The organism is Chitinophaga sp. (genome assembly GCF_036569125.1).
Classification (GTDB): Bacteria; Bacteroidota; Bacteroidia; order Chitinophagales; family Chitinophagaceae; genus Chitinophaga.
The window spans coordinates 1-17,163 of the sequence record NZ_DATCRF010000061.1 but is presented as its reverse complement, the minus strand read 5'-3'; the positions used below and the strand labels follow the sequence as shown (position 1 = coordinate 17,163).

General features: G+C 48.7%; 15 protein-coding genes. 10 read left to right on the top strand and 5 right to left on the bottom strand.

The features are described 5' to 3' along the window. From nadC to VIM87_RS02205, 3 genes are all read left to right on the top strand, one after another. Positions 1-664 (top strand): carboxylating nicotinate-nucleotide diphosphorylase (nadC, locus tag VIM87_RS02215; RefSeq protein WP_331995388.1); only part of this gene is annotated, 664 nt, incomplete at its 5' end. Positions 665-705: 41 nt separating this feature from the next. Next, complete coding sequence (locus VIM87_RS02210) at positions 706-1,587, top strand: diacylglycerol kinase family protein (protein ID WP_331995387.1); 882 nt, start codon at positions 706-708, stop codon at positions 1,585-1,587. 10 nt (positions 1,588-1,597) lie between these two features. Next, the gene (locus VIM87_RS02205; RefSeq protein WP_089906671.1) at positions 1,598-1,930 is read left to right on the top strand and encodes a translation initiation factor; all 333 of its coding nucleotides are present in this window, start codon (positions 1,598-1,600) and stop codon (positions 1,928-1,930) included. Between the two features lie 192 nt (positions 1,931-2,122). On the opposite strand, the gene VIM87_RS02200 is transcribed toward VIM87_RS02205, so the two are convergent. Together VIM87_RS02200 and VIM87_RS02195 are read right to left on the bottom strand one after the other, a co-directional pair. Beyond that, positions 2,123-3,112, bottom strand: coding sequence for an aldo/keto reductase (locus VIM87_RS02200; RefSeq protein ID WP_331995386.1), 990 nt, complete (start codon positions 3,110-3,112; stop codon positions 2,123-2,125). Between the two features lie 99 nt (positions 3,113-3,211). Beyond that, positions 3,212-4,144 carry a helix-turn-helix transcriptional regulator gene (locus VIM87_RS02195; RefSeq protein ID WP_331995385.1) on the bottom strand — a complete coding sequence of 311 codons (933 nt, stop codon included), beginning with the start codon at positions 4,142-4,144 and terminating at the stop codon, positions 3,212-3,214. Positions 4,145-4,582: 438 nt separating this feature from the next. Here VIM87_RS02195 and VIM87_RS02190 point away from each other — a divergent pair, with 438 nt between their 5' ends. After that, on the top strand, positions 4,583-6,130 hold the full coding sequence (locus VIM87_RS02190) for a glycosyltransferase family 39 protein (RefSeq protein WP_331995384.1): 1,548 nt from the start codon (positions 4,583-4,585) through the stop codon (positions 6,128-6,130). A 377-nt stretch (positions 6,131-6,507) separates the two neighbouring features. Here VIM87_RS02190 and VIM87_RS02185 read toward each other — a convergent pair whose 3' ends face one another. Further along, entirely contained in the window at positions 6,508-7,311 is an 804-nt protein-coding gene (locus tag VIM87_RS02185) for a biotin--[acetyl-CoA-carboxylase] ligase (protein WP_331995383.1), read from the bottom strand. 265 nt (positions 7,312-7,576) lie between these two features. On the opposite strand from VIM87_RS02185, the gene rsfS reads away from it, so the two are divergent. The 5 genes from rsfS (at position 7,577) to VIM87_RS02160 (ending at position 12,186) form a co-directional block, all read left to right on the top strand. Continuing rightward, entirely contained in the window at positions 7,577-7,930 is a 354-nt protein-coding gene (gene rsfS / locus VIM87_RS02180) for a ribosome silencing factor (RefSeq protein ID WP_238386474.1), read from the top strand. A 142-nt stretch (positions 7,931-8,072) separates the two neighbouring features. Beyond that, the gene (gene ftsH / locus VIM87_RS02175; protein WP_331995382.1) at positions 8,073-10,076 is read left to right on the top strand and encodes an ATP-dependent zinc metalloprotease FtsH; all 2,004 of its coding nucleotides are present in this window, start codon (positions 8,073-8,075) and stop codon (positions 10,074-10,076) included. 6 nt (positions 10,077-10,082) lie between these two features. After that, complete coding sequence (locus VIM87_RS02170) at positions 10,083-10,718, top strand: lactate utilization protein (protein WP_331995381.1); 636 nt, start codon at positions 10,083-10,085, stop codon at positions 10,716-10,718. Positions 10,719-10,799: 81 nt separating this feature from the next. Then, complete coding sequence (locus VIM87_RS02165; RefSeq protein ID WP_331995380.1) at positions 10,800-11,231, top strand: hypothetical protein; 432 nt, start codon at positions 10,800-10,802, stop codon at positions 11,229-11,231. Between the two features lie 187 nt (positions 11,232-11,418). Beyond that, positions 11,419-12,186 (top strand): UDP-2,3-diacylglucosamine diphosphatase, encoded by a 768-nt coding sequence (locus tag VIM87_RS02160; RefSeq protein WP_331995379.1) that lies wholly within the window; start codon positions 11,419-11,421, stop codon positions 12,184-12,186. A 127-nt stretch (positions 12,187-12,313) separates the two neighbouring features. On the opposite strand, the gene recO is transcribed toward VIM87_RS02160, so the two are convergent. After that, a complete protein-coding gene (recO, locus tag VIM87_RS02155; protein ID WP_331995378.1) occupies positions 12,314-13,051 on the bottom strand; it encodes a DNA repair protein RecO in 738 nt (245 codons plus the stop codon). A 113-nt stretch (positions 13,052-13,164) separates the two neighbouring features. Beyond that, on the bottom strand, positions 13,165-15,444 hold the full coding sequence (locus VIM87_RS02150; protein WP_331995377.1) for a two-component regulator propeller domain-containing protein: 2,280 nt from the start codon (positions 15,442-15,444) through the stop codon (positions 13,165-13,167). 145 nt (positions 15,445-15,589) lie between these two features. On the opposite strand from VIM87_RS02150, the gene VIM87_RS02145 reads away from it, so the two are divergent. Then, positions 15,590-17,163 (top strand): efflux RND transporter permease subunit (locus VIM87_RS02145; RefSeq protein ID WP_331995376.1); only part of this gene is annotated, 1,574 nt, incomplete at its 3' end.

The following is a 17,163-nucleotide window of genomic DNA, read 5'->3' as shown; positions in this document are numbered from 1 at the left end:
TATGTTCACTGTTTTTACTCCCTATAAAAAGGATGGCGACCCTATGCAGCCCGGCGAAACCGCTTTTGAAGTGGAAGCAGCCGTACATACCCTGCTGATGGGCGAACGCCTGGTATTGAACTGCATGCAGCGCATGAGCGGTATTGCCACTCTTACCAGGCAGTATGTTGATAAGCTGCAGGGCTACCATACCCGCCTGCTGGATACGCGTAAAACCACCCCCAACTTCCGCCTGCTGGAAAAAGAGGCCGTGCGCATTGGCGGTGGCGTGAACCACCGCATGGGCCTGTATGATATGGTAATGCTGAAAGATAATCACATTGACTTTGCCGGCGGTATCACTGCTGCTGTAAATAAGACCATTGCCTACCTGCAGGAGAAAAAGCTGAACCTGCAGATAGAAGTGGAAACCCGTAGCCTGGATGATGTGAAGGAAGTGCTGGCCGTAGGCGGCATACACCGTATTATGCTGGACAATTTCAGCCCGGAGCAGATACCGGCCGCGCTGGACCTGATACAGGGGCGTTATGAAACAGAAGCCTCCGGCGGTATTAACCTTGCTAACGTAGAAGCCTATGCGAAAACAGGAGTTGATTTTGTTTCTGTGGGCGCTGTGATACACCACGCCGTTAGCCTGGATCTGAGCCTGAAAGCTGTAGAGTAAGTGTGCATTTGCACACGTTTTTGACTGGTAAAAAATAACATTTGAGAAAGATCCTTTTCATTATTAACCGTAAAGCAGGTACTGACCGGGAAAAACGCCTGGAAGATGTGATACACCAACACCTGCCGGCGCCGGAATTTTCAGTAAGCATAACCCACCTGGCGTACCTGGGGCATGGTACCCACCTGGCGCAGGAAGCAGTACAGCAGGGCGTGGATACGGTGGTGGCCGTGGGCGGCGATGGTTCCATTAACGAGATTGCACAGGGCCTTATAGGCAGCCACACGGCGCTGGCGGTAATACCGCTGGGCAGCGGCAACGGGCTGGCCCGGGCTTTAAAAATACCGCTGAATGTACATAAGGCGCTGCAGGTAATAGTACAGAACAAACGCGGCCCTATTGATGCCGGCTATGCCAATGAGCACCTGTTCCTGAGCAATGCCGGTGTAGGCTTTGATGCAGTGGTGGCCGATAAGTTCCGCCATACCAAGAAACGCGGCTTGCAGGGCTATGCGAAGCTGGTAATAAAAACCTTCAGAGAATATAAAGGAGACAACTATACCATTAACATAGACGGCAAAACCCTTGACCGGCCCGCATTTTTGCTGAGCGTAGCCAATGGCAACCAGTTTGGCTATGAGTTTAAGCTGGCTCCCAATGCCAGCGTGTTCGACGGTTTGCTGGATGTTTGTATTGTGCCGCCCGTAAGCTTTTTAGGACTGCTGCCTTTGAGTATTTATTCCCTGCTGGGCACGGTGCACAAAACAAAGTATATGCAGCATCACACCGGGGAAAATATTACCGTAAGCAGTCCGCAGCTGGCTTACCTGCAGGTAGACGGAGATGCCGTACCTTTGAACAGTAAGGGAGAAGTGCAGTTTAAGGTAGTAAAAGCTGCGCTGCAGGTTATACTGAATAATTAATTTTAACGCTATGTCAAAGAAGAAGCATAACCCCGGCGGGATCGTTTATTCCACCAACCCGGATTTTTCTTTTGAGCCGGACCAGCCTTCTGAAGAAGCCACCCTGCCGCCTGCGCAGCAAAAGCTGAAAGTGAAGCTGGATACCAAACAGCGCGCCGGTAAAGTGGTAACCCTGGTAGATGGCTTTATTGGTACGCCTGCCGACCTGGAGCAGCTGGGCAAAGACCTGAAAACCAAATGCGGCACCGGCGGCAGCGCCAAAGACGGTCAAATACTGATACAGGGCGATTATAAAGATAAAGTGCTGAAGTGGCTGAAGGATTGGGGGTATAAAGCGGTGTAATTACGAATTATACAATTACGAATTAAGTAGTTCGGGTTTGAGTGTTGTTCGTAGAAATTCAATCATCCTGAATCTTATATCTTTGGCAACTTACTGCATTGGCAATTTAACCCCTTTGCTGCCTGCTATTCCATGCACTACCTCCTGCACGCAGTACTCAATTCGTAATTCGTAATTGAATAATTCGTAATTCTAATGGTTCACCATTTTCATCATATACTCCGGATACCGTGCACCTGCAACGGCAGTGGATTGCAGGATGCTGCGCAGCTCTTCCAGCTCAGATGGGCTAAGCGTAATATCGGCTGCAGCCGCATTTTCCTGTAGATATTTTCTGCGTTTAGTACCGGGAATGGGAATAATGTCCTGCCCCTGCGCCAGCAGCCAGGCCAGTGAAAGCTGTGCGGTGGTGCTGTTCTTTTCCTTAGCTAATGTTTCCAGCTTTTGTACCAATTGCATATTCTGCTGCAGCTCTTTTTCCTGGAAGCGGGGCAGTGAGCGGCGGAAATCACCTTCCGGCAGCTGGGAAAGGTCAGTAGTGCCGGCGCTTAACCCTCTGCCTAAAGGGCTAAAAGCAATGAGGGAGATCCCCAGTTCCCGGGTGGTGGCTAAAATATCCTGTTCCACTTCACGGGTCCAGATGGAGTATTCATTTTGCAATGCTGAAATAGGGTGCACAGCGTGCGCCTTGCGGATAGAGGCTACAGATGCTTCTGACAGGCCCAGGTACCGCACCTTGCCTTCCTTTACAAGGTTAGCCATGGCGCCAACAGTTTCCTCTACCGGCACATTCGGATCTACGCGGTGTGCATAATACAGGTCTATTACATCTGTTTTCAGGCGCCGCAGGCTGGCTTCACAGGCCTGCTTTACATAAGCGGGCGAACCGTCGAAAATGGTATTGCCATCCTTATCCAGCTTAAAGCCAAATTTAGTGGCCAGGAACACTTGTTTGCGTTTGGTAGCTAATACTTTTGATAACAGCGTTTCATTCTCGCCCTGCCCGTAAAAATCGGCTGTATCCCAAAAGTTCACCCCCAGCTCCAGGGCATATTCCAGGGTAGCTATAGATTCGCTCTCATTCCGTTCTTCGGCATTGCCATAGGCATGTGACATACCCATACAACCCAGGCCAATGGCGGATACCTGCTGTCCGGTGCTTCCTAATATTCTGTATTGCATAACATTGAAATTTTTGAGATCATAAAATTATAACGGCGCCCCTTTCCAAAATTGTGGGATGCAAAGGAATTATTGCAGGCAGCAAAGAAAGGGCCATGATCAACTGATGCGGAACAGGTGGGGCGACTGTCCGGTCTGGCTTTTAAAGAAATGAGTAAAGTTGCCCGGCTCTTCAAAGCCCAGGCTCCAGGCAATGGCAGCAATGTGCCAGTCGGTATGCAGCAGCAACAGCTTTGCTTCCAGCAATACGCGGTGGCGTATATGCTCGCTTACGGTACGGCCCGTAACCTGCTTTACAGTAGCGTTGAGGTGGTTGGGGTGTACGTTCAGCAATTGCGCATATTCACGGGCAGCACGTATGCTAAGCTGCTGCGCCGGTGTTTCTATGGGGAATTGTTTTTCCAGCATATCTGTAAAGCGCTGCGCCAGCATTTGACCGGCGTTTAAGGGAATATGCGTGTCACTCGCCTGCATGCCTATACGTTTTGCTTCCAGCAATAATAGCTGCAGGTATATCAGGATCGCTTCTTCCCGGTAGGCAGCGGTATCATTATACTCCCGCATCAGCTGCTGGAAAATAGTTTGCAGGGTATTTACCTGTGCATCGGTTAAAGGCAGCACAGCATCTGCACCTACCTGGAACAGCGGGTGGCGGGTCACCTCATCCCGGTAATGACGGTGTTTTTCAAACAGCTGCTGTGTGAATAAACAATTGTAGCCTTCCTGCGCTGTATCCGTTTCCCAGATCTTGGTTTCTATTGGATTAGTGAAGATGAGCACCGGGCTGTTAATAACATACTGCTTTGCGCCCAGCATTAAACGGCCGCTGCCTGCCGTTACCAGTGTTATCTTGTAATAATCGCGCCGGTTCGAGGCGCAATGTGTTTTGCAGGGCATATCATGGCGGGAGTGTATCACTACATTGCCCCGCTCAGGTATGAGGGGCGCATTTGGATACTGCATCAGCATATCGCCGCGAAAATTTTCCAGCTTTTCTGTTTTATAGATCGTTGTATTTTTTTGTGCAGGCATATACCAAAGTTAAGCATATGAAAAATGACAGAAATGATTTTCGGGCCAGGTGGCTACTATGTTTTTAGATAGGATGTTTATGTTTCATATCAGGATTTATACGGAAGCATGTACAGCAGGATTTGAAATAGCGTTGCAATTTTATTTTTGATTATTTAACAAAGAATTCACAAATTGATTTACCGTTATCAACCAAAATCTTGTTTTAAACAAGGTTAATCTTACCTGGAAAAAGCGTCCCGGGCATACTCCGCCGGGACGTTTTTTTTATTCATGCAACTTTCCATGTTACATGCTGCTTATTTCAGCTCCCTGCATGATGAATCATCAACATTTCCGTCTTGATATACACTGCTTTTTTACAGCTCCCTGCATGGCATGCAGGTAAAAACGGGTTATTGTGATTATATTGGGTACCACCTGTTATTCATTGCGTTTATGAACACAACCCTTGCAAACCGCCGAACGCCGCTTTATTTATTAGCTGGTTTTATGGTGCTGAAAATGGTATTGCATTACTGCATTATCAACCCTGTGTATGAGCTGCACCGGGATGAGTACCTGCACCTGGATATGGCTAATCATTTAACGGCGGGTTATTTATCCGTACCGCCTTTCACGGCCTTTACATCGCTGCTCATTAAATGGCTGGGTAATTCGGTGTTTTGGATAAAATTCTTTCCGGCCCTGTATGGCGCGCTTACACTGCTGCTTATATGGCGGCTGGTGGCGCTGCTGGAAGGGGGCTGGTATGCGCAGGTACTGGGGGCTACCGTATTTATTTTCTCCGCTTTTTTACGGTTAAATATGCTGTACCAGCCTAACTCCTTTGATGTGCTTTGCTGGACCTGGATCTTTTACCTGCTGGTTTGTTACCGGCAAACGGAAAAACATGCTTACCTGTTGTGGCTGGGAGTGGCCATGGGCATAGGTTTCCTGAATAAGTACAACATTCTTTTTTTAGTGGTGGGCTTAGTGCCTGCACTCTTATTATCGCCACAGCGCAAAATATTTCTGAACAAATACCTGTATATAAGCGCCGGTATTGCGCTGCTGATAGCTTTGCCCAACATCATCTGGCAAATACGCAGCGGCATGCCGGTGCTGCACCACATGAAGGAGCTTTCGGAAACGCAGCTGGTGAATGTGCACCGCATGGATTTCATAAAAACGCAGTTCATTTTCTTTTTTACAGGCGCTTTCCTGTTTGTAGCGGGCTTACTGGGCCTGCTGTTTTACCGGGCTTTCAGTCCTTACCGGTTTGTGGCGCTTACGTACCTGTTTGTGATGCTGCTGTTCACCTACCTGCGGGCCAAGGATTATTATGCGCTGGGCTTATATCCCGTACTGCTGGCCTTTGGCGCGGTGTACTGGGAGCTGCTGTTCAGGGCTAAATGGCTTAAATACCTGCGGGCAGTTTGGGTGTTGCTGGTGATAGTACCTTTCCTGTACATTCTTAACATTGCGTTCCCGGTGCTGAAACCGGCCACCATCCAGCAAAAGGCAGCCAAGTTCCAGGCCGCAGGTTTGCTGCGCTGGGAAGATGGTAAGAACCATGCCCTGCCCCAGGATTTTGCAGATATGCTGGGCTGGCAGGAGATGGCGGCCCTTTCCCGCAAGGCTTATGCACAGGTGCCGGACAGTGATAAACCCTACACGCTGATCATGTGCGGCAATTACGGGCAGGCCGGCGCTTTGAATTATTACAACCGGGGCCGCATACCGCTGGCATGCGCTTTTAGTGCAGATTATGTTTTCTGGTTCCCGCATATGGATACCATCCGCTGTATTGTGCTGCTGGATGATGAGCCGGATGAGCGTGCGCACCAGGTATCCAAAGAGATCATTGAGGTGGGTAGGGTGCAAAACCCTTTTGCCCGCGAATATGGTACAGGCGTGTTTTTGCTGAAAGGTGTTTCGCCGGAGCTGTCAGCGAAGTTTTGGGAATGGCGGCAGGCAGCGGTGAAAAAGTACAGGAGCTATTAATACGAGGCTGTATCAAAAATAAAAGAAGGGCCTGAGAATCGCTTAAACGACGATCTACCTCCATCAGGTACCCGAGTAAAAAGAGGCTGCATCCTACTTTTGATACAGCCTCACTCGGCTGCAATTCGGCTGCAATTCGGCTGCTATTCGGCTGCAACCCGTGCGCTATTCGGGTCGGGGTTTTGGGTTAAACCTTACAGGAATAAACCGGGTGGTAAAACGGGTAGGGTTTTATGTAGGGGGGTAGAATGTCACTAGGGTTGCATACGAATAAAAGGGCTGTTTTAGGAGGGAAGCATACCAATAGCACCCGAATGGAGCAGCCATTAACAAGTCCTACTCCACTCCGCAAAACGCCATGGACCATCGACCATGGACTATTTCGCAATCACAAACTCCACGTCGCCAAAATCAAACTGCAGCAGTGCGCCGTCTTTTTCCAGGCATAGCTTACCATCAGGCAGCACATCGCGGATTATGCCCTGGAAATACTCATCCTTTACAGGATCTAAGGCCTGCATACCATCCCGCGGAATTTTAGCATTAAAATACTCTTCCCTTATGCGGTATAAACCAGGTTCATTGAGGCGGAACAGGCGGCTTTTGTAAGTTGCCAGCAGCTCATTGTAGTGGGCCGGGTGCAGCTGTTTTAACCAGGGCTCCAGGCAGGCGCACAGCTCCTTTGCCAGCGCTACGGCATCCCAGCTTTTGCCGGTTATTTGCCGCAGGGATACCGGGTTGGGTAAATGCTCGGGGAATTTAGTTTGGTTAATGTTAATACCCATGCCTGTTATGGCATATTGCCATGTATTGCCACGCAGCACATTTTCGATGAGTATGCCTCCTGCCTTTCTGTCACGCCAGTAAATATCATTGCTCCATTTAATACCTGTTTCATCACCGGCGTATTTAGCAAAGAAATCTGCCGCGCCCAGGGCCACTGCCACGCTTAGCATAAACTGCCTGGAAAGCGGCAGCCCATTGGGTTGCAGGGCCAGGGTAAGCATTATATTCTCTCCCGGAGGCGATAGCCATTGTTTGCCACGCTGTCCTTTTCCGGCAGTTTGCTCCATGGCAAACCAGGCTGTACCAGGCGTTATCTGCCCTGTATTTACCTGCTCCATGGCATAGTTATTGGTGCTGTCTATTCTGTCTAAAATGTAAAATGGCTGTCCAATCACGGGAAAATTCTTATTTGAATATTTTCAGCAAAACAAGGCACAACGCAAGGTTCCGGCTGATTTCTCAGGAATAAAACAATAACGGCCGAAAAGTAGTGCATTTTATTGTTTTCTTAACATTTGGACAGGGCCGGCGGGTTACTTAATAAGCGTGAATTTCCCGCTTCTTTAGTAATTTTGATAATTAAAGTTTATTTTTAACAAAAACAAGAATTTATTGGCACCCTTAACCGTTCTGAGTACGAGAAAAAAAGCGCCAACGCGCTTGAGCAGAGACAGTGAGATTTTTACCACCATCATTAAGGCCATACAGGATAAAAAGGGGGAGAATGTAGTATCTCTGGACCTTCGCCAGATCCCGGAAGCTGTGGCCGATTTCTTTATCATATGCGAAGCAAATTCCAACACACAGGTAAGGGCGATTGCAGACTTTGTGGAAGAGCAGGTACAGCTGGCAACCGCTGAGCAACCTTATAAACACGAAGGGTTTACTGCACAGCAATGGATCCTGGTAGATTATGTGAATGTGGTGGTGCACGTTTTTCAGCCGGAAACCCGCAAGTTCTATAACCTGGAAGAAATGTGGAGCGACGCGGAGAGGCTGGAACACCTCGATTAAAATGGAAATGTATTGGACTAAAGTCCTGTCGAAAAGTTAACTATTAAGAAATAATAGTTGACGATAAAAAAAATACGAGATACATTGCAATAAACATCCGTTAAGGAGCGACTAGATTATTATGGAAAGAGGCAACAATTTTATGAAAGGTTCGGACAAATCGCCTAAGAAAGGACCCAAGTTCAATATATACTGGGTATATGCCTTTATTGGCATAGCCCTGCTGGCTATGAACTTCCTCGATTTTCGTTCACAGCCGCAAGAGATCAGCTTTCAGCAGTTCCAGCTGGATTATTTACAGCCTGGAGATGTAGACAAGCTGGTTGTAGTGAACAAGAAGTATGTAGAGGTATACATCAAGAAAGAAAAGCTGAACGAACCCAAATACGAAAAAGTAGCAAAAGGCCGTTTTGGAGCATCCAATCCCGGCCCGCATTTTCAGTTTAGCATAGGCAGCGAGGAAAGCTTTAAAGCTGACCTGGATAAAGCGCAAACAGCCGTGAAAACAGAAGACCGTGTAAACGTGTATTACGTGGACCGGCAAAGCTGGTTTGAACCGGTGTTCCAGCTGCTGTTACCCATTATCCTGATCATTGGCCTGTGGATATTGCTGATGCGTAAAATGGGCGGCCCTGCAGGCAGCAGCGGTGGCCCCGGCGGTATCTTCAACATCGGTAAATCCAAAGCTACCCTGTTCGATAAAGGTACCCGCGTAAATATCACCTTCAATGATGTGGCAGGACTGGATGAGGCAAAGGTAGAGGTGATGGAGATCGTAGACTTCCTGAAGCAGCCTAAAAAATATACATCCCTGGGTGGTAAAATACCCAAGGGCGCCTTACTGGTAGGCCCTCCGGGCACCGGTAAAACCCTGCTGGCAAAAGCCATGGCAGGTGAGGCGCAGGTGCCTTTCTTCTCTATGTCAGGTTCCGACTTTGTGGAGCTGTTCGTAGGGGTAGGCGCCAGCCGTGTACGCGACCTGTTTAAACAGGCCCGTGAAAAAGCACCCTGTATCATTTTCATCGATGAAATTGATGCCATTGGCCGCGCAAGGGGTAAGAACGTGATGATGAGCAATGATGAGCGTGAGAACACCCTGAACCAGCTGCTGGTGGAAATGGATGGTTTTGGTACAGACAGCGGCATCATTATCCTGGCAGCTACCAACCGCCCGGATGTGCTGGACAGCGCCCTGCTGCGCCCCGGCCGTTTTGACCGCCAGATCTCCATCGACAAACCGGACCTGGTAGGCCGCGAAGCCATTTTTGAGGTGCACCTGAAACCCATCAAGAAATCTCCCAACTTAGATATCAGAAGGTTAGCCGCACAAACCCCCGGGTTTGCCGGCGCCGATATTGCCAACGTATGTAACGAGGCTGCTTTGATAGCTGCCCGTAAAGGCAAGAACGAAGTGGAAATGGAGGACTTTAACGATGCAGTAGACCGTGTAATAGGTGGTTTGGAGAAGAAGAACAAGATCATTTCCCCGGAAGAAAAAGAAGTAATTGCCTACCACGAAGCCGGCCACGCTATTTGCGGCTGGTACCTGGAGCATGCCAACCCGCTGGTAAAAGTTACCATTGTACCGCGTGGTGTAGCTGCGCTGGGTTATGCGCAATACCTGCCTAAAGAACAGTACCTGTACAATACCGAACAGCTGATGGACGATATTTGCATGACCCTGGGCGGCCGTGCAGTGGAAGACATTGTTTTCGGCAAAGTATCTACCGGTGCGCAGAATGACCTGCAGGTAATTACCCGCATGGCCTATGCAATGGTAACCGTGTACGGTATGAACGATAAGGTGGGTAATGTTTCCTTCTACGATCCTAACAGCGACCAGGCTTTCACCAAGCCTTACTCTGAGGAAACGGCTAAAATGATCGACGAAGAAGTACGTCAGCTGATAGATAAAGCATATCAAAGAACCAAAGCCCTGCTTACAGAGCGCCTGGAAAATGTGAAAGTGCTGGCGCAGGAGCTGTTGAAGAAAGAGGTGTTATACCAGGCAGACCTGGAAAGGCTGATCGGTAAACGCCCTTATGATACGCATAAAGAGCATATCATCAACAAAGAAGGTATGACTACAGACGGAGTACATCCTGCAGATATCATCAACCCTTCTCCCACACCTGTTAATGCGTAATGGGATATGAAGATCTCCCCTGCTAAAGAGAATATTCTTAAACGGGTACGGAATGCATTAAGTCAATCGGTACAGTTGCCTTTCCCTAATTCGGAAGGCAACAATTCCGTTTTTAAAACGGAGAACGAAGGGCTGGAGCTGAAGTTTGCAGAGGAATTTGCCCGTTTGCAGGGTAAGTTTATTTACTGCACCAGCAAACAGGAGCTGGTAGAGAACCTGCAGGCGCTGGCCGAACATAAAGAGTGGAGCCAGGTATATTGCCAAACGCCGGCGTTACTAAAAGCCTTTAAGCTGGGGCAGCTGCCCTTTATTAATAAGGGCGATATGCATAGCGCCGAAGCAGCCATTACCGACTGTGAATATTTAATAGCCCGCACCGGTACCATGGTGCTGAGCGCGGCACAGCCATCAGGCCGGGCATTGCCGGTATATACGCCGGTACACCTGGTAATAGCTTATACGCACCAGCTGGTGTTTGACCTGAAAGATGCCATTAACCGCTTAAAGGATCGTTATAACGGGGAGCTGCCTTCGGCCATTTCCTTTGCAACAGGTCCCAGCCGTACGGCAGATATTGAAAAAACACTGGTAGTAGGGGTACATGGCCCCAAGGAAGTATATGTGTTCCTGGTGGATGAATAGGATAGAACATATTTAAGTAATCATACAACAGCGTCCTGATAGCTTATCGGGGCGCTGTTCTGTTAAGCATATTATCGATCTATGACGAAGGTCCTCATTGCGGCAGCCATCCTTTTTTCCCTGTTTTCGTGTAATACAGGGGGCGGCGCAGACAGCAGCGAAACGGGCATGCTGGAAATCAAAGAACGCTGCGCCGTATTTTATACGCCCGGCCCGGGTAAGCAGCGCCAGCTGAAGAACGATTTTGGCGCGAAGGATTTTGATGGTATTGCTGCCACCAACCAGCAGTACATGAACGAGGCCAGGCAGTTCATCACCCAACAGAAGGTAAAGATCATACCTACCAGCCAGTATAAGCTGAACTTTGTAAAACACAATGGCGAAATATTTTCCATTGACCTGAACAAATCCAAGTATGCCTGGGAAGTATTTTTATTCAATGGTTTTGACGACCCGGTGAAGATTGATGTTACCAACATTCAGGAGGAGTATCAAAACGCCAACATGCGTTAATTAATAATGAAGAATTAATAACTAATAATTCCGGCGGCATGTACTGCATAAAATATAACTTGCGAACTTCAGCTACTGATTATTGATCATTCACTATTCATAATCCGGTGGTATTGCGCTACCTGATATAACCTGAACAACTTCATCCATTGATTATTAATTATTAACTATTAATTATTAATTTTTCGTGCATCACATATTGCTGCCAATTAATAAAAAGATCTACTTCGCATCGGACTTTCACCTGGGAGCGCCGGATATGGCTGCCAGCCGGGAACGGGAGCGGATCATTGTAAAATGGCTGGATGAAATAGCAGAAGATGCGCAGCATATTTTTTTAGTAGGCGACCTGTTTGATTTCTGGTTTGAATATAAGCAGGTGATCCCTAAAGGATACACACGGCTGTTAGGCAAGCTGGCAGAATTATCTGATAAAGGCATTGGTATTTCCGTATTCATTGGTAACCATGATATGTGGATGGATGGTTATTTTGAAGATGAGCTGAACATTCCCGTTTATTTTGAGCCGCAAACCTATACTTTAGGCAGTAAACGTTTTTATATTGGCCATGGCGATGGCTTAGGCCCTGGCGACCATGGTTATAAGTTCCTGAAAAAAGTATTCCGTAACCCCGTATGCCGCTGGTTGTTTTCCGTGCTGCACCCTTCCTGGGGTATTGGGCTGGCCAATTACTTTAGCCGTAAAAGCCGCGCTGCTACCGGTGGAGAGCTGGAAAAATTCTTAGGCGAGGAAAATGAATGGCTGGCCATTTACAGCAAAGAGATCTTACAAAAAGAGCATTTCGATTACTTCATTTACGGGCACCGCCACCTGCCGCTGGACCTGAAAGTAGGCCCCAACAGCCGCTATATTAACCTGGGCGACTGGATCAACTACTTTACCTACGCCGTGTTTGACGGGGAAACAACAGCGCTGAAGAAATACGAGAGATGAGAAATAGCTATTAGCCTTTAGCTGTTAGCTTTTAGTGCCTGATTTTTGTTGTTAAGTGTTGTTTGTATGGGTTACTTATATAGCGCAATACAGCTAAGAGCCAAAAGCTAACACCTAACAGCTTTTCTCATGCCTCCAGGATCTCGTGCAGTATAGAAGGCGAATGCAGCTCTGTAAAATCAGGCATGTGCAGCTTTAAAAAATCCAGGTAGGAATATAATAGCTTTCTTCTCCGTTCCTTGGTCATGGCGATGGCGCCCAGCGCCTGCAGCTCCTGGCAGTGGAACAGCATGTCGGTAAGCTCACTGCTGGCATGATCCAGGTGGTTAATGTGGTGCGGGGGCAGATCTACAAACGTGCCTTCCTGCAGATCCAGGTAAGGTGTATACTCCGTACAGCGGCCATTGAGCCGGAACCCCAGCATTTCCGCCAGCTTCAGCGTAAAAAATAATGGCAGGTTAGCCGCAACAGGCGGCTCGCTGCTATCTAACAGCTGCAAAGTATGTTCTGCCAAATAATAAAGCTCCAGCTGTTGTTCCGGTTGTTTAAGGCAGCGCTGCAGCAGCTCTATTATGTACAGTGCCACCGTGTTCTTTACCACGTTAAAATGCAGGGCGGTATAAATGTAGCCGGATTTAAATTCTGAAATGCGCTGCAGGTTCTTTTGCTCCTGGTGGTATACCACCAGCTCCAGTATATTACCGGGCTGCAGCAGGTTACCTTTGGCTGCCCGGGGTTTGGAGCTGCGCACGCCATTCACCATATAGGATTGAATGCCGAAAAGCTCTGTGAAAATATTTGCGATCACGCTGGTATCACCATACTTCACTACTCTTAATACTATGCCGCGTGTTTTGTGTAACATTTTTTAAGCTATTAGCTGTTAGCCGTTAGCTTTTAGCTGCGGGCCACATAGCGCTAAATTTAACATAAATATACATAGCTAACCGCTAACCGCTAAAGGCTAAAAGCTAACCGCTAGTTTATAAACGCAATCTTCGTTACCAGGTGCTCAACACTGTTATCGTCTGTTGCAAATACCAGGTAAATACCGCTTTGCGGGCGGTGGCCGGTGTAGTCCTGCCCATTCCATACTGCCTGCCCGCCCTGGGCGCGGGTTTCAAATACCAGCCTGCCGCTGATGTCTGTGATCTTTACCCGCGCATTTTGTACCAGTCCCCGAATGGCAATGGTGCCGCTGTACTGGCTGGGCACGGGATTAGGAAATACCAGCACACTATCTTTTTGCATACCGGGCGCGCCTTCTGTAGCATTGGCCCGGTAAGATACCAGGCCTAAGCGGGTGGCAAAAAACACTTCGCCGGTACCAGGGTTAATAGCAATTTTATTCACGGCATTATCCGGCAGGGGACTGTTATCTGTACTAAAATGCAGGAGTATTTTTTCGCCGGTAGGGTTAATCAGCCATACGCCGTTCTGCGTGGCTACCCACTTCTGGTTAGCGCCATCAACAGCAATGGCGTTCACCTGCTCATCGCGGAACAGGTAGCCGGCAAAATTATCCTGCTGCACAATGGGCAGGTAAGCGCTGCAGCCGGTGCTGAATACATTTTGTGCGCAGGGGAAAATGGCAATGCCCTGCGAGGTGCCTACCCAGATCCAGCCATCCTTATCTTTTGCCAGGCAGCGTACATCATTCGTGGGCAGGTTGCCCTGCGCCGCACCGCTGCGGTAAAACATCCAGTGGTCATCTGCCGTATTTGCCAGGTCGCTGCCGTGGTTAAATACAAACAGCCCGTTCTCCTGCGGGGAAATGATCCACTTCTGGTCGTAATCATCGATCAATATATCACTTACCGCATTGGCGGTATGCGCATAGGGAATGCGGAAGCTACTCCAGGTATTATCCGGTTTTTTTACCAGCACATCATTATACGCGCCGTAAACACTTAGCCAAAGGTTGCCGTTCAGGTCCGTTGCCAGCCCGCTAACGCGGCAGGCCAGCGGATCGTCCAGTGCGCCGGGCAGGGTAGGTTGTTGGATGATGGAATGGCTGCCGGCGGCATCCAGCGCCAGCAGGCCTTTGCCAAAGGAGCCTATGTAACGGTTGCCGGCAGCATCGGCCGCAATGGGCAGCAGATCCGTAAGGCCGGCCAGGTAAGGCTGTGTGCTGTAATTATAATTATGCCATTCCTCATTTTCAAATACAAAATAACCGTTACGATTACCCGTAGCGGCCCAGCTGCTGCTTACCGCGCCGGCAGTGGCCCACAGGCTGTTGTTAATGAATAGCAGGTTACCGCCGGCAATGGCTGCGGGCGCATTGGGCGTAAGGCGGGTAAAAGCATTACCATCATAGAGCAGCAGCCCGTTTTGGGCATCTGCAATCCATATATCTGTACCCAGCGCAGTAGCCTGTGCCGGCGTTTTGATCAGCTCATTTTGTAAGGTAGCGGTAATGGCGGCATTGCCATCCAGGCTTAGTACGCGGGCAGCCTGGGTGGCGGGCTGTAATTCGCAGAGCAGCAGCTGGCTGCCGTTCAGGCTCAGGTTCTTCAGCTGCCATCCGTCGGTATACCAGGGCGCCCAGGTGTTTTGCTGCCATTGGAAAAGGCTGTCGCCCTGCCGGCAAATAAGGCGGTTTTGCAGGTACACTATTTCCTGCACGGCTGTGCTGCGCAGGCCCTGCATCAGCGGCTCCCAGTTCCGGTAATTGGCTAAATTGCTGCCGCTAACCGGCGCGCGTTTAATGCCGCCGGCAGTAGCCGCGTAAAAATAGGTACCGTCTGTGGCTACGGCATAGATAGCGGTGTAAGCGCCGTTGTCGCCAATAATGTAGGTATCTGCAATTTCCTGTTTAGCGGTGTTTACCAGCACTATTCCAAAGCCGGTACATAACCAGGCCAGGCCTTTGTTAAAGAAAACACGGTGAATGGTTTTATCGCCCTGTATGTTCTTACGCAAAATGTCGGGGATGTTAAAGATCTGCTCATGCTGCAGCAGGTCCACATTCCCATTTTGATAAGCAATGATCACCAGGTCCTCATTGGCGCCGAGGGCGCTGATCCCCGCATCGTGCAGGCCATTTAGTTTAGTATAGCGGGTAATGTCATGATCTTCAGCGCTTACGGAAAACAGGTTATAAGGGGTGGCGCAAAATACCTTATCAGTACCGCTTACCACCATATGCGCCTGCATATAGGGCAAATGTTCCCGCCAATGCCCTATGGGCACGGGTTGTGCCTGGCAAGGGTGCAGGCATAGCAATAAGAGAATGAGTAAAAGAACAGGGCGCATTATAATGTGCGGATTTGCAAATGTGCGAATGTGCAAATGTAAGCCTGATGACGTTATCATTAGCCAATTTGCAACACGGTCACACCAACAAATTAGTAAATTATTTATTTACCTTTACGCCATTTACAAAAATGAAAAATTCCTTATGTGGCAACGCTTAGCAGGTTGGGTGTTAAAGTTCCGCTTACCTTTATTGTTATTATTATTTGCCGGCACCGCAGTTATGGCGTATTATGCCAGCAAAGTACAGCTATCCTATGAATACGGCAGCGCCATACCAAGGGATAATCCTGAATTTATTACATACCAGCATTTTCATGAGCAGTTTGGCGAAGATGGCAACATGATGGTGTTGGGCGTGCAGAACAAAGACTTTTTTACACCGCAGTTCTTTAATGATTATTTACAGCTGAACAGGGATATTAAAAAAGTTACTGCAGTGGAGAACATACTAAGTGTACCCGCTGCCGTTAACCTGGTGAAGAACGACAGTACGCACAAGCTCATGGTGGTACAGGCCTTCCCGGATCATGTGGATGCCGCTGATATGGATAGCCTTTCAAACGTGTTCCGGTCCTTGCCTTTTTACCAGGGGCTGTTATATAATCCCGATACGCATGCTTACCTGATGGCCATCCGCATTAATAAGGATGTGATGAACTCCGCCAAACGTATAGGCGTGGTAAGTGAGATCATGAAAACAGCCGATGAATTTGGCAAAAAGCATAACACGCAGGTACGCCTGAGCGGCTTACCGCTTATCCGCACCATTATGGCCACCAAGGTGGCCGATGAAATGCGGCTGTTCCTGAAGCTTTCCTTTATACTTACGGCGCTGATATTACTGGTGTTCTTCCGCTCTTTCAGCGCAGTGGTAATGTCCATGATAGTAGTGGCTATTGGCGTAATATGGTCGGTAGCTACCATTGAATTATGCGGTTATAAGATCACGCTGCTAACGGCCCTGATCCCGCCTTTGATCGTGGTAATTGGGATTCCTAACTGTGTGTACTTTTTGAATAAGTACCATACGGAGTACGCGAAGAATAATAATAAAACAGAGGCCCTGGTGCGCATGATCCAGCGCATGGGTATTGTGACCTTATTCACCAACATCACGGCGGCTATTGGCTTTGGCGTGTTTTACTTTACCAAAAGCCCGCTGCTGAAAGAGTTTGGCGTGGTAGCAGGATCGAACATTATGTTCATTTTCCTGATCTCCTTTATTTTCCTGCCGGCAGTACTCAGCTATTTACCGCCGCCTAAAACCAAGCATACCAGCTACCTGGAGAACCGCTCCTTTAAAGCGGTGCTGAACCTGTTAAATACCCTGGTGTTCAAATACCGCCCCTGGGTGTACCTGGTGACCCTGGTAATGGTGGTAATGGCGGTATTGGGCATGCTGCGCCTGCGGCCGGAAGCTTACATGCTGGATGATATTCCCAAGAGCGACCGTTTATATACCGACCTCAAATTCTTTGAGCAGAATTTCCGCGGAGTTATGCCGCTGGAAATTACCGTAGATACCAAAAAGAAGAACGGCGTAATAGGGCTGCAAACGCTGAACAAGCTGGATGAGCTGACGCAGCTGGTGGCCGCCCAGCCGGATTTTGCCCGCCCCCTGAGCGTGGCGGAAGGTATTAAATTCGCCAAGCAGGCCTATTATAACGGGGATAGCACCAATTACCGCATTCCTAACCAGTTCGACATTGGTTTCCT